The following is a 16031-nucleotide window of genomic DNA, read 5'->3' as shown; positions in this document are numbered from 1 at the left end:
TTTAGTTAAAATTACAAGCTTTAAGATTTAAACCAAAACCTTCTAAGCCTATATAGTCTTTATCACAACTTTGAGATAAAAGTTTAATTTCTTCTATACCAAAATATCTTAAAATCTGTGCTCCTATACCATAGTTTTTGTATTGAGTAGTACTGGATTTTTCTCCTTGCATGAAAACTATAACGCCACCATTTTCACTAAGAAATTTGATTTGCTCTAAAAGTTTTGAAAATTTATCTGAAGTTAAAAGCTCAAAATCACTACCACTGATATGAAATTTAACATTTTCACATTTTTTGATATCTTTAAAGCAAAAAGCTATGTGTTGGGTTTGATTATGATCACTAAAGATAAATTTTTCTGCTTTAAAGCCTGCTAAAACACTTTGACTTTTTTCTTCAAGCTTAATAAGGCTTTCATGTTTTAGGCGATATTCTATAAGATCGCTTACGGCTATCATATTTAAATCATGTTTTTGGCAAAAAATTTCTAGATCTTCTCTTCTTGCCATATCTCCATTATCTTTTACAATTTCACAAATCACACAAGCACCTTTTAATCCTGCTAATTTACAAAGATCAACCGTGCCTTCTGTATGACCTGTGCGTTCTAAAACCCCACCTTTTTTTGCGATTAAAGGATTGATATGTCCTGGTCTTACAAAATCACTCGCTTTAGCATTATCATCGGCAAAAATTTGTATAGTCATATTTCTTTCATAGGCGCTAACTCCCGTTGTAGCATCTTTTGCATCTACGGTTATAGTAAAAGCAGTTTCGTGGTTTGAAGTATTTTTAGGCACCATTAAAGGAAGTTCAAATTTTTTTGCCAAAGTTTCATCTAAGGCTACACAAACCACACCACGAGCTTCTTTTATCATGAAATTTACTTTTTCTTGAGTGCTAAATTGCGCAGGAAAGATTAAATCGCCTTCATTTTCTCTATCTTCTGCATCTACCATAACAAGCATTTTTCCTGCTTGTAAATCCTTAATCGCTTGTTCTACGCTAACAAATTTCATTTTTATTTCCTCAAAATTTTTAAAATTATAACTTAAATTGCTTGACAAATAAATTAAAATTCATTATAATCACACTTTTAAAAAATATTTATTGGGGTATCGCCAAGCGGTAAGGCAACAGGTTTTGGTCCTGTCATTCAGGGGTTCGAATCCCTTTACCCCATCCACTTCTTATTTTATATTTCAAAGATCTTATATGCCGCGAAGTAGAGCAGTGGTTAGCTCGTCGGGCTCATAACCCGAAGGTCGGGAGTTCAAATCTCCCCTTCGCAACCAGTTATGGATTTAAAATAAATTTTATTTAGATAGATTGTTTAAATAACTTTTTAAAATATTCTCCAGCCGTGTTTTCAGTTCTATAGGAGCTAGAATTTTTATATAGGGGATCCACTGTTTAACCAAATGTAAAATTTCATCTTCATAGGAAACTTGAGTGCTTAAAGTATAGCTTGTTTCATCTTCATCAATGATTTGACAATTGCTTAGTATTTCTTTTCTAAAAAAATATTCCTTAGCATTTTTATCAAGCTTTAAAATCACTTCTTTGCTTTCTCCAAGCCAGATATTAGGATCATTTTGGATTTGTTCCTCAAGTTTTTCATCGGGGATAAAATTTTCATTTTTAGTGTGAAGTTTTGAAATTTTATCTAAATTAAAATGTTTTAATTTATCGTTTTCATCCCCTAAAAGATACCAAATTCCCTTGTAATTTACGAGTTTGTAAGGTTTGATTTGGCGTTCTTTTTCCTTATAGAAAAAATTTAATACATTGTGTTTGAGTATAGCCACACTAAGATCTTTAAAAAGCTCATAATCCACCTTTTGAAAACCTTCATTTTTTACCATCAAAACTTTATTTACCCTATGGCTTAAAAGATCAACTATAAAGCCTTGATCGAGTTTTGGATAAAGCTCAGCAATGCCACTTAAGGTGGCGAAATTCTGTATATCTTTAAAGCTTAATTTTTCCAAAGCAAAGCTTTCTAAAACATATCTTCCATTTTCTTTTTTAATAGGCATAAAAGTAAGTCTTTCGTTAAGATCCCTTTGTATGGTTCTTGTATCGACATTAAACTCTTGTGCAAGCTCTTGGGCGCTTAGACTTTCCCCATTGTTAAATTTTGATAAAATCTGCACCAAGCGTATGCTTAATTTGTCGTATTCTTTCATGAAATTTCCTTGTGGGTTAAAATTCTTTTTAACAAACTTACGCCTTCTATGCCTAAAATTTCATTTCTAAGTTTTTTGACTTCATTTAAACTTGGGGCTTTTGCATGAACGGCTTCATTACGGATTTCTTGAATGATAGTAAGACTTTTTGAAAAAGGATAATTGATAAATTGAGTTAAACTTTTTCCTAAATGATATTGGATATTTTCATGTCTAAGTAGAAATTTAATACTTCCAAGATTGGGTTTTTGGGTAAAAAAATCTTTAAGCATAAAAGATTTGCCTTGGACATTATAAGTTAAATCATAAAGGCTAGGATCTTTCATACAAGCTTTTAAAAGAACTTTTTTGGCAAAAGCGTAAATTTCATATTCTAAGGTTTTGGAGTATTTGACTACAATGCTTGTAAAATCATTTAAAAGATCGTTTTCGCTTTGTAAAAGCTCTAATTCTGCATGAATGATATTGCTTATGCTATCAGGGTGCAAGAGATAAAAAATCCTTTTGCCAAAAACAAAGCGTATGAAATTTTCTTGCATGGCTAGGTATTCTTTGCTTTTATACACGCTTAGATAATGCTTTTCATCTCCTAAAAAATAAAAACACTCTTCTTTTAATCTCACAGGCAAAGGATAGGTGTAATTATTGCCATAAATGGCATAGGTGTGATCGTTTGGGGTGATGAAATTGGCTAAAAATTTATCTCTTAAAAGACTAAAATCTTCCCTGACTAATTCTCTTAAATCACTGATGATAAAAAAGTCTTCCACTTCTAAATTTTTTTCTTTATAATAACTAGGGATCAAACTTTCATCGACATTTTTAGAAATTTTTACCACCTTAGCGACAAATAAATTAGCATAATTGCTTAAAAAAAGTTGCAAGAAATTTTCTTCATTTGTACTTTGGTAAATTTCTTCTAAGAAATTTTGCTTTTCTTGATCGTTGAGTTTTGATTTGATTTTGCCAAAGGCAACTTGGGATTTTTCTTGTAAAATACTTAAATGTTGCTTGATGACATCTTCTTGATAGTAGGGATTATAAAGGATTAAAAGGTGGTTCATGCTTTGCCTTATTTTAGGATTTCTTTAAAAGGCTTAGATTTATTATGAGCTTCAATTAATAAAATTTTACAAGTGTCATCTAGATATTTTTCTAATTTTTTATTATCTATTTTTCCATTATTATATAATATATAAATTTCTTTAAGAATTAAAGTGCTAAATCTTATAACATTAATTAAATTGATTTCAGAAAGGAAAACTACCGGATTTGTTATAGGATTTTTACTTTTTATCCATGCACCACCAGTATCAATTAATAAAAAAGTACCAGATCCTATTAAAAGCATTTTATTTAATTCAGGTATGTCATCTTTTGGTATACATTCTTTCCATTCTTTTTTGTGGTAAAATTTAGCTTTTATTATATACATAAAACGAATTAGCATTTCATTAATCATAACAGGAATAGACATAGTAACTCCATGCCTAAGATCATATCCTTGTTCAAAAACTTGGGTTGCAATTTGTGCTAGTGTTTGTCTATGTTGTCCAAAATTTCCAAAATCACAAAGTAAAAATAAATTATAAAAAGGCATAGGAATGCCTGCACCTCTTTCCTTTCCTCCACTAGATCCACACCAATCAGATGCTAAATGTCCAAACCAATTAAAAAATCCACAAAATATTTTAGCAATAAAATTTCCCCCTTGTAATTCAAAAGTATTTGTATCTATGGTTATGATTTTTCCGTTGCTAACAAAAGTTGAAGTATTGGTAAATTGATTTACTATAGATACAAATAACCCGAAAATATCTGGAGAGTGACCTATGCTTTTTAAATGATGATTTTTCATACTTAAATTATCTACTTTTCCATTTGTTCCATTTCTTCCGTTTGTAGTAGTTTGATCATAATTAATTTTAAATTTGTTTTCCAAAAACGCTATAGCACTTTTAGTTAAATCTTTGTTTTTGTCTAATGCTTTTTGCTTATCCCAACCACATAATTGTGCAAATTTTTGAGTCATTTTTTCTACCGTCTTATCTACCTTTTTTCCTAGATAGCTATCTTTAGGATTTCCAACTAAAAAAATGTCCATAATGCCAGCTATTGCTCCACATGTTATTGCTATTAAATAATCATACTTATCGCACTCTGCATTTCTATGGGTAAATTCATCTTCAATTCTTTTTTTAACATCTGATAAATTTGAATAAGTGATCAAAAATTTTAAAGAATCTTCATTTGAGTTTATTTTTTTTAAGTTTAAATATTTTTCAATTTCTTGACAATATGTTTCCCAATTGCTATAAGTGTTAAAAAAATTTTCCAATGAATCGATTGATTGATTTTCCTTATATTCTATATTGCTCAAATTTTGATTTTTTTCTGTGATACTATTTTGAATCTGTTCTATGGTTAAACATTGTTCTTTGATATTTTTTTCAATTTCGGATAATTTATTTTGTATTAAAAAGATTTGTTGTTTTTCGGCTAATATAGCCTTTTCTATTTTGGTGTTTTCTTGTATTTTATCCATAAAATTATCCTTATAGATTTTTTAATTTAAAAAAATTTGAAAGTTTTTCTAAATCTGACGAAGAAAGATTGTCATTGCGCTCATACTCATGAGTATTTTGATTATAGGTATAGTATTGTTCTATAAATTGAATATCATCTTCTTTTAGATGATTATTTATTGTTATCAATGAAAGCGTTTCTGGGCAATATAAAAGTTTTTCCCTTTCTTTAAAAGTTTCATTATTTTTTGAAGCCAATTTTAATAATTTTATTAATTCTTGTAAATTTTGTGTATTTGTATTACATTGCTCAATTAAATTATTGATGATATCAATAATTTGGGTAATTGTTTTTTGATTTTCTTTGAGAATTTCTTGAATAATAAAAAGACGTAATTGTTGTTTGTTTTTATTGTGATATTTTTTTGAAGAATCAATTAGTGGTAATTTTATTAATTCCCCAAATCCTAGTAACTCCATAATTGATACAGACATGCCAATTGTCATTCCTGAAAGATATAAACCGTTTAATGATATATTATTTTTTGTAGCTGTTTCGGATATAAAGTTAAAAATTTGCTGAATTTCTTTATTATCGTCTAATATTATTTGATATTCTTTTTTAATGATTTCTTTTATCCAATAGATTTCTTTAAGGTCTTTGATTTTAAAAATGTCTTTGTTTTCATACAAAAAATTATAAATTTTATTATCTTCAAAATCTATATCAATTAAGTCTTTTATTAGTGAAATTAAAATATATTTGAATTGCATAAATCTAGATTCTTGTTTTATGATGTTTAGCAAATCTTCAAAACTAGAATGTTTATTATGTAAAAAATCTTGTATTTTATACCTTGTTTCTGAAGCAACATTAATTTTATTCATTAGAGCAAAAAATTTGATTGATCTTTTTTCATCCTAAAAAACCGTATTGATCTAATATTATTTTAATGATAACTTTTATATAGTTTTCTTTAATACTTTCGTTTGTTTTTTCTAAGGCTTGTGGAAACATACTTTCATTTTTAAAACTTTCTATGTTATTTTTTGAAGTTAAGATGTGTAAAAAATTTATTATAAGCTCATCATTTTCTTCTATGTAGTTTTTCTTTTTGAAATCATCAAATGAAAGATAAGATGTTCCAAGATTATGAAAAGATATGGGAAATTTGATGTCTTGAAGAGTTGTTGTTTTTTCAGGTAAGGATTTATTTGCCTCTTTGAAATCTTCATAGTTGATTTTCATTAAAACTTCATCTTCTTTTCTTTTAAAGATAACTTCTTTGCCAGTAAAACATATTCCGGTAGTTTTGCTAAAATAATTAAAGGATGTTGAGGTATCATAAAAAGCAATAATGTGTTCCGAAGATACCTTAAATATCTTCGAAATTGTTGTAATTTCTTGCTCTTGCATATTGAAAACAAGTTTTATTTTTTTGTATTTAATGAATTTTTATCAATATTTTCTATGATAAATTGGCAAATATTTTCCATTAATGCATTTCCTTGTGTTTAGTTTTTTGTATTGTGTTTTAGTCTTAAAATTATAATTTGAAGTACTGCTGGTATAGTAACCCTATAGGCTGGGCTAGCTAAATCCAATGCAGTCCATGTGGTCATAATTGTCCAACCTACCGGACCAGAAAAAAGACTTAAAGCTCTTGTAAGTGTTGCATTTGCCGCAAGAGATAAACCTCTTCCTAGTAAAACTTTCATAACTTGATTTGCAACTATTACTGCAATTTGATAGCTTTTAAATCCACCTATTTTATAAGAGATTGCAATCCCATTACAACTGTTTGTTTATTAATATTAGAAATGCCAAGTTCGAAAATATTTACAAGTTCTCTTAATGTATTTTCATCTTGAGAATTTTTTAACTCTTCTTCTATTAATTTGCATAAAAGTGATATTTCTATGGAGTTTGTGCTTTCATTTTCATCAAATTTTACATCAAATTTTTTTGCAACATCGCGTAGAATTTCATTATATAAAACTCCACCACCTCGAAATATATTAAGAATACTATTTCCTCCAAATTTTTGAAATTCTTCTAAAATGAGTTCGATATATTCTTTATGATCTGGATAATGTTTTTTATAAAGATCATTATTGGTTAACTCTTCAGTAAAACGAACTTTCCCGTCTTTATCATGAGTTAAAATTTTTACAAGCTCATCGAGTTCTGGACTGCTTAATTCTTTTAAGAATTCTAAATCTTTATCATATCTGTAGGCCATATTTTCTCCTTGTTTTTAAAATTTTTAACTTTGTATTTTATCAAATCCCCCCCCCCAGTCAAGGGAGAAGTGAAATTTTTAAGTTTTACGCCATAGCACTAGCGCTAAAATTGTGATTAAATATATAGCACAAAATATTATATTATAAGGATAAGGTTGCATAGAAAAAAAATAAGTATCGCTATGCCAACAAAAACCATAAACGCTATAAAATACAAACTACACATCAACACTATGGCAACAAAGCCAGTTATAAGGCTTAAAATTCCAAGCATTATTCCCATTGTTTATTCCACATAGGAGAACTCCACACAGAAGGAAAAATATACTGAGGAAAAGTTTGAAATTTTGTTTGCAAATAAAATCTCTGTGTTTTTCTCTCCATGCTTTCACTTATCATTTTTACAACCGCTAAGTCATTTTTTTCGCTTTGTGTTTCCAAAAAAGCACTTAAGCATTCAAATTTTTTAGCATAGTCGATCACTTTTATCATTTGATCTTTATAAGACGACAAAAGAAATTCTGTTTTGTGATTATTTTTAGAGGTAAAATTTTGCTCAAATTCTAAAAATTCCTTAGAATTAAAATATTTTGAAAAGCCGCTATAACACTCCATGCATTCACAAAGAAATTCTTGAATTTGATTTTTCTTTTGTTCGACTTCAAGCTCTCTTTTGAGTTTATATTCTTCGGTGTTGATTACATCCTTACAGCTTGGAACAATAGCATGTGTATCAAATTTTCTTTCTGGCTTGGATAATTTTTCGTATAATTTTTTTATGCCATATCCTGTAGCTGTAAGAGCTATACTACCAAATGCGATTTGTTTTAACATTTTCTCTCCTTGTTTTAAAATAACAAAGAAAGTATAAAACACCCTTGCGACAGGTTGTGTCGTAAAAAATAACTTTAAAATATTAAAAACTTATTTTATTAAAGCTAGCCTGTAAATTCAGTAGTTTCATAGCCTATAGGTTTATCTACAAAACAAGATTTTTCTTTTAAAAATACAACTTCTATAGTTCCAACAGGTCCATTTCTATTTTTTCCAACAATAATTTCAGCATTTTCTTGCATAGGATTTGGTATAAAAAGCCTTTGATAAGCTTTGCCTTCAGCTTTAGCTTTATTCTCTCTTTCTTTTTCTTCTTGTTCTCTATAAACCTCATCGCGATATACAAACAAAATAGCATCCGCATCTTGCTCTATAGCTCCACTTTCTCGCAAATCACTCATCAAAGGACGCTTATTTGCCCTTTGCTCTAAGCCACGATTAAGTTGTGAAAGTGCGATAATAGGTATATCAAGCTCCCTAGCCAAAAGCTTAAGTCCTCTTGAAATTTCACTAACTTGCAAATGTCTATCATTAAAATTTGAATTACTCATCATAAGCCCTATATAGTCAATCACACAAAGTCCTATACTTTCATCTTGAGATTTTAAACGCCTTAAAATAGCCCTTACATCAGCAATAGTTGCATAACCACTATCGTAAATATATAATTTCTTTTGACTATAATCATTACAAGCATCTCCTAAACGCTCCCATTCATCATCATTTAAATCTGCAGTTAAAATTTTTTGCAAAGGAATGGAAGTTTTGGAAGATAGCATTCTTTGCATGATTTGAGTTGCAGGCATTTCAAGAGAAAACAAAGCCACGCCTTTTTTTTGTCTTAAAATCTTGTCAATGAAATTTAAACAAAGAGTTGTCTTTCCCATACCTGGGCGCGCAGCGATTATTATAAGTTCACCCCCTTTAAAACCTTTTGTCATTTTATTTAGACCTTCAAAACCTGTATCAAGCCCTATAATACCTTTATTTTCTAAAGTTTTTTGCTTTTTAAATTCTTCAAAAAGTTCTGATATTACCATATCAACATCTTTAATATCTCTAGAATTCACACGATTTGTAATGCTAAAAATTTCTTTACCAATTTCATCTGCGATTTCACTTACAGCACGATCTTTATTGATACGAGTTGGCAAAAGATGTGCAAAACTCAAGAGTTGTCTTTTTACGGACTTTTCGTGAAGTTCATTTACATAAGCAGGCAAATCTATCATAGAAGGAGTGGCAAGAATTTCTGCTAAAATTTGCTCATCTATTTTTTTATGTTTTCTTAAAAAACTTACAGAAATGGGCTCTTTGTTATTACTACAAGCTATAACCGCTTTAAAAATATCTTGGTGAGCTTTAAGACTAAAATCTTTTGGGCTAATATCACCTGCTATACTAGCATAAGCTTCTTCACTCATGATACAACTGCTTAAAATAGCTCGTTCTAAATCCAAGTCATAATACTCTTGCTGCACTAAATTTCCTTATAAATATAAATTAATTCTAAAAATTCTATCTAAAAAAACTTAAATTATAAAACTTAATTTTTTTATAAATATTTAATGTAATATTAGTTACAATTATAAATGTAATTTAATTACAAACAACAAACATTTCAAGGAGAACATTTGAAAAAATATTTATTTTCCTGTGTTTTAGCCTCCATTTTAACCCAATCAGCTACGGCTGTAGAATTTCAAGAAGGTTTTAGTGGAAATTTAAGCATAGGTGTGGGTGCAAGGGATATTAAAAGTAATATTTCAACCTTGGCAAACAGTGATTATCTAAGCAGTCACAATGCTGATAATTCAGACTCCTCTTTCATTCCTTTTATCGGTGCAGAACTTTACTATGGTAATCTTATAGATAATGATAGAATTTTTATTAAAAACTACAATGGAAGAGATATCAGCGGTATAGCTTTAGGCTACGAAAGAGCTTATTTAGAGCGTTTTAGCACTTCTTTTTCTGTAATTTCCTCTTTAAGAGAAAAAGCTTATGCAAATCCTTATGTAATAGGAAATAGAGAAGAAACTGATGTTGATAGATATGGTTTTAAAATCTCTCAACTTTATGAAAGTGATTTTGGGAAATTTACCACTTCATATTTATTTAGCAAAAACAAATATGATAAAGACACTATCGCACAAAGCTCTTTAAAAAGGGAGGGATATTATCACGAAATTGAATTAAACTATAATTATAGCTTATTAAACCTAGGACTAAATTATGATTACAATGATGCAGACGGAAAAGCTCAAAGCTATTCAAGATATGGTTTTAGTATAGGAACAAATTTGGCTTTTGCTAATGATTACATCTTCACTCCAAATTTAAATCTTAGCAAATATGAAGCAGTAGGAACTGATCCTATCTTCCACAAAAAACAAGATGGTAATATAGTTAAGCTTAATCTAAAAGTTGTTAAAAATCAATTTTTGGGTTATAACGGACTTTATGGTTTTGCAAATTATGGCATAGAAAAAAGAAATAGCGATATAGGATTTTATGATGAAACCTATCAAATTGTCCTAACTGGTATAGGATATAAATTCTAAAAATTATAAAAAAGCTCCTTTGATAAAATTTAAAAAAGATCTATCTCCTATAAAGATAGATCTTTAAAAATTCTTTTAAGAAAAATCCAAGCTAAAATCAAAACACAAAATTCAGCAAAAAATGGACTTAGCCATACTCCATTTAAACCCATAAAACAAGATAAAAACAAAAGAAAAAACAAAGGTATAAATAAATTTTGCGCCAAACTTAAAACCAAAGAAAAGCTTGCCTTATTAAAAGCTGTCAAAAAAGAACCACTTAGAACATTAAACCATGCAAAAAAATAATTAAAAGCAAAAAGCATCAAAGCTGTATAAGCAAAAGTTTTAAATTCTTGATTGTTTTCTTTTGTAAAAAGCGTGATTAAATTTTCTCCAAATATCAATATAAGCACTATAGAGAATAAAGATAAAAATCCCCCTGCAAAAAATACCACTTTTACAATAGCTTTGATTCTTGAAAAATCTTTTTTAGCATAGTTGTAACTAAGCGCAGGCTGCATTGCATCACCCATAGCAATAATAAGCATTATAATAAAACTATCAATATATAAAACTATAGAAAAGGCTGCCACGGCTTGAGTATCAGAAATTTTTAATAAAACAAAATTTGCAAAAATACTATATAAAGATCCTGAAATATTGCCAAAAAACTCACTGCTTCCGTTATAAAGAATATTTTTAAAAATTTTTAAATTCATGTATAGGCTTGAAATTTTAAGCTCTAAATTTTGAAACAAGAAAGGAAAAATTCCAAAAATACCACCTAAAACAAGCCCCAAACAAGTTGCAAGAGCAGCTGAAAATAAGCCCCAACCCAACTCGACTATAAAAATATAATCAAGCACTATATTGCTTAATGCTATAATCACATTCATTACCATACTATAAGCAGTTTTTCCGCAAATTCTTAAATAATTATCCAAAGCAAAAGAAAGCATAGTAAAGGGTGCAAACAAAGCAAAAACAAACATACATTCTTTAGCCATCGTTTTAATCTCATCGCTAACATTTAAACAATCAATCAAAACAGGTCCTAAAAAATACTCCAAAATTCCGATAAAACAAGAGATTATAAAGATAATCAACATACTTGAGCTAAATATCTTTCTAGCTAAATTCTTCTTGCCTAAACCTAAATGCATAGAAATTTGCACTGCTGATCCTATGGCTATCATATCAGCCAAAGCAAAAGACATCATGATAAAGGGAATAATCAAGGCTAGTGCCGCTAAAGCATCACTTCCTAGATATTTTCCAACAAAAATTCCATCAACTATATAATAAAAAGAAATAAAAGCCATGCTTATAACATTTGGCACGGCACATTTTACAAAAAGCCTAAAAGGGCTTAAGGTGCTAAAAATACTTGACATAATAATCCTTAAAATATTTAAAATTAAAAATATTTTAAACCGCTAATAAAATGCCAAAAGTCCTAGTATGTAAGAATTTAAATAAAGTAATTTCGCAATAAGTTTATTAATATTTATTTTATTTTGCATATGAATTTTCTAGATTAAACTAAAATAAAAATTTAGCCCAAAGGCTAAATTTTAAAGCACAGAAAGAATTTTCACAGCGTCATTTAACCCTGTAACTATACTTGCTCCATTTTTAGTAGCAATATCTCCTGCTAGAAAGATGCCTTTAACATTGCTTTGTTTATTTTCATCCATTAAAGGCACGCCTTTATCATCAACATTAATCCCACATTTTTGTAAAAAATCAAGTGGAGTAGAACCACCAATAGCATAAATGATTCTATCATAAATATCGCTTGTACCATCGGTAAAATTTACTTTAGCTTTGCCATTATCATCTTCTACTTCATTAATGTCAATTCCTAGTTTTAACTCTACCTTACCCGAATTTCCAGCTTCATGAATATCTTTAAGATTTATATCATTTAATCTTGTAAATTCTTTTTTACGATAACAAAGGCTAACTTGATTTGAATTTGCCAAATCCACAGCGTATTCTGCTGCTGAATTTCCGCCACCTACAACAAGAATTTTTTCATTTCCCAAAACTGAATTGGCATTAAAATTAATGATTTTTGTTAAAGTCATAGGAAGTTTGTAATCAGGTTTATTAGGTTTACCCATTCTACCTATAGCAACAATAATGTTTTTACACTCATAAACACCTTTAGCTGTACTTACTAAAAAAACTCCATTTTCATTTTTAACGCTCTCAACTTCAGAACCAAATTCAACTTCTATATTGTGCTCTTTTAAAGCGTTTTGAAAAGTTTCTATAGTGCTTTCTTTGGTGCCATCTTCAAAAGGAACATGTCCGTGATTGGTTCCTTCGCATCCCTTATAAGCTTTATCTACTCTTTTGCCATCCTTATAAAATTGCATTAAAGTTTGACAAATGTTATTTGATTTTTCTAGTATCAAAACTTCTTTGTTTTTAAGCTTGGCTTCAACTGCACAGCCTATCCCTGTTGGACCTGCACCTACTACAATTAAATCTATTTTTTTCATTTATATTTACCTTTCAATTCTAAATTTTTTTGTATAATTTATCAAGTTTTTTGTAAATAAAGGATTAAAAATGCGAAATTTGCTTGAAAATATTAAGAAAAATTCTCAAAAACTACTTAACTTAACGCCCAAAGATAAAGAAAAAATTATTCTAAAATTAGCTCAAATTTTAAGAGAAAATTTCAAAATTATCCTAGAAGCAAATAAAAAAGATATGGCAAATTTCACAAAAAGCGGAGCAATGAAAGATAGGCTTTTGTTAGATGAAAAACGTATTTTAGCTCTTTGCGAAGGCCTAGAAAAAATCGCTTACATCGAAGATCCTATAGGCAAAATTTCTAAAGGCTGGAAAAATTATGCGAGTTTAAACATACAAAAAATAAGTATTCCTTTAGGACTCATTTGTGTTATTTACGAAGCAAGGCCTAGTCTTAGCGCTGAAATCGCAGCTTTAATGATAAAAAGTTCCAATGCTTGTGTATTTAAAGGCGGAAGTGAAGCAAAATTTACAAATGAGGCTATATTTACTCTTGTTAATAAAGTACTTAAGGAATTTGATTTGCAAGATTGTTTTGCTATGTTTACCCAAAGAGATGAAATCTTGCAAATTCTAGCCTTTGATGATTTAATCGATGTGATCATACCTCGCGGAAGTTCAAATATGATACAAGAAATTGCAAACAATACCAAAATTCCTCTCATTAAGCAAAATAAAGGCTTGTGTCATGCTTTTGTAGATCAAAGTGCTAACTTAGATATGGCTTTAAAAATAATCCTTAATGCAAAGTGTCAAAGAGTAAGTGTTTGTAACGCTTTAGAAACGCTTTTAATCCATGAAAAAATTGCTAAAAATTTTATAAGTCTTTTAATACCTGAATTTGAAAAATTTAAGGTAAAAATTCACGCCCATGAAAATGCTTTGGCTTATTTTAACAACTCAAATTTAAAAATTTTTAAAGCAAATGAAAATACCTTTGATACAGAATGGCTTGATTTTGCTTTAAGTGTAAAATTAGTAAAAGATTGCGATGAAGCTATAGAGCATATCAATAAACACAGCTCCTTGCATTCTGAAACCATTATCTCAAATGATGCTTCAAATATCGCTAAATTTCAACGCCTTATAAACTCATCTTGTATTTATGCTAATGCTTCAACGCGTTTTAGCGATGGAGGAGAATTTGGCTTTGGTGGAGAAGTTGGAATTTCAACCAGCAAATTGCATGCAAGAGGTCCTATGGGGGTTGAAGATATTTGCACTTATAAATATATAATCAATGGGGAAGGACAAATTCGAGAGTGAATAAAATAGAAATACTAAAGCAACACTTTAAAGAAATTGCTAAATTAAATTCAAGCGAACAAGTTTGGCAAATGCCTTTTTTTGCGGCTTTAGGCGTGGGTATAGTTTTAGGGCTTAGTGTATTTTTTGGAAAATTAAACTATGGACTCATTGCCATGATAGGAGCTTTGTCTTTTTTATATGTTCCAAACACTCCTTTATATCATAGAATGGCTGTTGTGATGTGCTGTTCTTTTGGCATAGTTTCTAGTTTTTTCTTAGGAATTTTAACTCATTTTTTGCCTGCAATTTTTGCCTTCATCCCTATAGGAATTATGGCCATGGGAAGTTCTATTTTAATTAGATACTATAACATTGGTGCACCTGGATATTTTTTCTTTGTATTTTCTTGTGTTTTAGGAGCTTATTCTCCTTTTGAAGCTAAGGATTTTATCTTTTTAGTAGGTCTTGTTTTTCTTGGAGCAATGGTAGCTAATTTAATGGCTTTGTTATATTCTATCGTTGTGATTTATGGATTTAAAAATGCTTTACCTAGCGAAATTCCACCTAGAGAATACATAGGTTTTGATGCAGTTTTTGTGGATTCTTTGATCATGGGTTCTTTTGTGGCTTTTTCTATATTTATAGGAACTTTTTTAGAACTTGAAAGAAGTTATTGGATAGCCATTTCTTGCACAGCTATTATGCAAGGTGTAACTTTAAATTCTATATGGATTAAACAAATTCAGCGCATCATAGGAACGGCCTTAGGAGTATGTTTTGCATGGTGGCTTTTATCTAAACAATTTCACGATATAGAGCTTATTTTACTTATGATGTCTTTGTTTTTTATAGGACAATTTTTAGTCAATCGAAACTATGCTTTAGCTATGATTTTCTTTACTCCTTATGCTACTTATCTTTCGGAAGCAGCTAATTTTATGAGTGAAAATGCAGATAAATTAATACTCGCTCGTTTAATTGATGTTGTAATAGGAAGCATTTTAGGGCTTTTAGGTGGTTTTGTGATTTACAAACCTTATCTAAGAGTGCATTTTGAACGCATTGCAAAATACATCTTTAGGATAAAACAAAAAGCTTAAAAGCCAAATAAAGCACAAGCATTATCCCCTAAAATTTGCTCTTGTTCTTTTTTAGATACGACAACTTCATTAAAAGCCACTAGAGCCGATGAAAAATTAATATTTGCTTCAAAATTTGTATGTGGCCAATCGCTTCCAAAAACAAAATTGCTAAGTGGAAAATGTTCTTTTAAAATTTCATATATTTTCTTTGCAAATTTTACAGCTTGTTCATTATTAGTATAATCTATTTTTGCTCTATAAAAACCGCTAATTTTAAAAAATATTCTAGAGTTTTTTAAGCAAATTAAATCCTCTAAATTTGTTAAGTTTGCATTAGCTCTTGCTAAATGATCGATAACAATATTACAACCATAAGGAATTAAATTTTCAACAATATCAACAAGATTATTATCTAAATCTCTTTGAATTTCTATTTGCATTTTAAGCTTACTTAAATTTTCAAAAAATTGAGTCCAAACCATACTTTTAAAATTTGGCAATTCTTTGCCAATTAAATTTAATCTAACTCCACAAGCTTTTCTTTCTTTTAGTTTTTTAAGCTCATCAAATTTAATATTTTCATCAACCACAACTATAGCTTTTATATTTTCATCTTTTTCTATACTCTGAAGCAAAAATTCATTATCAATACCTAAAAAACTTGGCTGAACTAAAACCCCTTTATTAAAATCATAATGATCTAAATTTGCTTTATAATCTTTAAAACTAGCGTCATAATCAGGCTTATATCTTGCATTTGCAACCGTATTTAACTTTTTCAAAAATATATGTGCGTGAGTATCAATCTTCATTA

Annotated in this window: 13 protein-coding genes, 2 tRNA genes and 2 pseudogenes; 5 read left to right on the top strand and 12 right to left on the bottom strand. The window is 29.1% G+C overall.

What is annotated here, in order from left to right; genetic code table 11:
• Position 1: 1 nt before the first annotated feature.
• Positions 2 to 1021 (bottom strand): bifunctional 3,4-dihydroxy-2-butanone 4-phosphate synthase/GTP cyclohydrolase II, encoded by a 1020-nt coding sequence (locus FBF22_RS02800; protein ID WP_002852104.1) that lies wholly within the window; start codon positions 1019 to 1021, stop codon positions 2 to 4.
• A gap of 92 nt (positions 1022 to 1113) precedes the next feature.
• Between FBF22_RS02800 and FBF22_RS02795 the strand changes: the two genes are divergently transcribed.
• Both FBF22_RS02795 and FBF22_RS02790 read left to right on the top strand, forming a co-directional pair.
• A tRNA-Gln gene (locus tag FBF22_RS02795) sits at positions 1114 to 1188 on the top strand.
• A 33-nt stretch (positions 1189 to 1221) separates the two neighbouring features.
• Positions 1222 to 1297: transfer RNA gene (locus tag FBF22_RS02790), tRNA-Met, on the top strand.
• 21 nt (positions 1298 to 1318) lie between these two features.
• On the opposite strand, the gene FBF22_RS02785 is transcribed toward FBF22_RS02790, so the two are convergent.
• The 8 genes and pseudogenes from FBF22_RS02785 to FBF22_RS02745 all read right to left on the bottom strand — a co-directional run bounded on the left by FBF22_RS02785 (position 1319) and on the right by FBF22_RS02745 (position 9275).
• Entirely contained in the window at positions 1319 to 2191 is an 873-nt protein-coding gene (locus FBF22_RS02785; protein ID WP_038816743.1) for a YafY family protein, read from the bottom strand.
• Positions 2188 to 3255 (bottom strand): HP0729 family protein, encoded by a 1068-nt coding sequence (locus FBF22_RS02780; RefSeq protein ID WP_052777688.1) that lies wholly within the window; start codon positions 3253 to 3255, stop codon positions 2188 to 2190. Before FBF22_RS02780 ends, FBF22_RS02785 begins: the two co-directional genes overlap by 4 nt.
• Before the next feature lie 8 nt (positions 3256 to 3263).
• Positions 3264 to 4736, bottom strand: a complete 1473-nt coding sequence (locus tag FBF22_RS02775; protein ID WP_038816745.1) for a hypothetical protein — start codon at positions 4734 to 4736, stop codon at positions 3264 to 3266.
• A 10-nt stretch (positions 4737 to 4746) separates the two neighbouring features.
• A pseudogene (locus tag FBF22_RS08445) lies at positions 4747 to 6213 on the bottom strand (hypothetical protein).
• A 269-nt stretch (positions 6214 to 6482) separates the two neighbouring features.
• Positions 6483 to 6959 carry a DUF3944 domain-containing protein gene (locus FBF22_RS02760; RefSeq protein ID WP_015016437.1) on the bottom strand — a complete coding sequence of 159 codons (477 nt, stop codon included), beginning with the start codon at positions 6957 to 6959 and terminating at the stop codon, positions 6483 to 6485.
• Positions 6960 to 7037: 78 nt separating this feature from the next.
• Positions 7038 to 7243: pseudogene (locus FBF22_RS02755) on the bottom strand (hypothetical protein).
• Positions 7234 to 7836 carry a hypothetical protein gene (locus FBF22_RS02750; RefSeq protein WP_079463169.1) on the bottom strand — a complete coding sequence of 201 codons (603 nt, stop codon included), beginning with the start codon at positions 7834 to 7836 and terminating at the stop codon, positions 7234 to 7236. Before FBF22_RS02750 ends, FBF22_RS02755 begins: the two are co-directional and overlap by 10 nt.
• Before the next feature lie 62 nt (positions 7837 to 7898).
• Entirely contained in the window at positions 7899 to 9275 is a 1377-nt protein-coding gene (locus FBF22_RS02745) for a replicative DNA helicase (protein WP_165433252.1), read from the bottom strand.
• 153 nt (positions 9276 to 9428) lie between these two features.
• Between FBF22_RS02745 and FBF22_RS02740 the strand changes: the two genes are divergently transcribed.
• Positions 9429 to 10358 (top strand): DUF2860 domain-containing protein, encoded by a 930-nt coding sequence (locus FBF22_RS02740; protein WP_002859085.1) that lies wholly within the window; start codon positions 9429 to 9431, stop codon positions 10356 to 10358.
• A gap of 47 nt (positions 10359 to 10405) precedes the next feature.
• Here FBF22_RS02740 and FBF22_RS02735 read toward each other — a convergent pair whose 3' ends face one another.
• Both FBF22_RS02735 and FBF22_RS02730 read right to left on the bottom strand, forming a co-directional pair.
• Positions 10406 to 11734, bottom strand: coding sequence for an MATE family efflux transporter (locus FBF22_RS02735; RefSeq protein ID WP_002859084.1), 1329 nt, complete (start codon positions 11732 to 11734; stop codon positions 10406 to 10408).
• Positions 11735 to 11914: 180 nt separating this feature from the next.
• Entirely contained in the window at positions 11915 to 12850 is a 936-nt protein-coding gene (locus tag FBF22_RS02730) for an NAD(P)-binding domain-containing protein (protein ID WP_052777689.1), read from the bottom strand.
• Positions 12851 to 12920: 70 nt separating this feature from the next.
• Between FBF22_RS02730 and FBF22_RS02725 the strand changes: the two genes are divergently transcribed.
• The gene (locus FBF22_RS02725) at positions 12921 to 14153 is read left to right on the top strand and encodes a glutamate-5-semialdehyde dehydrogenase (protein WP_002884502.1); all 1233 of its coding nucleotides are present in this window, start codon (positions 12921 to 12923) and stop codon (positions 14151 to 14153) included.
• Positions 14150 to 15235 carry an FUSC family protein gene (locus tag FBF22_RS02720; protein ID WP_002859081.1) on the top strand — a complete coding sequence of 362 codons (1086 nt, stop codon included), beginning with the start codon at positions 14150 to 14152 and terminating at the stop codon, positions 15233 to 15235. Before FBF22_RS02725 ends, FBF22_RS02720 begins: the two co-directional genes overlap by 4 nt.
• Here the strand turns inward: FBF22_RS02720 and FBF22_RS02715 are convergent.
• A complete protein-coding gene (locus FBF22_RS02715; protein WP_002884503.1) occupies positions 15232 to 16029 on the bottom strand; it encodes an amidohydrolase in 798 nt (265 codons plus the stop codon). The two genes, FBF22_RS02720 and FBF22_RS02715, sit on opposite strands and share 4 nt — an antisense overlap.
• Between the last annotated feature and the right edge of the window lie 2 nt (positions 16030 to 16031).

This window comes from Campylobacter sp. CFSAN093260 (assembly GCF_012890095.1).
Lineage (GTDB): Bacteria > Campylobacterota > Campylobacteria > Campylobacterales > Campylobacteraceae > Campylobacter_D > Campylobacter_D jejuni.
This window is presented reverse-complemented; position numbering and strand designations above follow the sequence as displayed.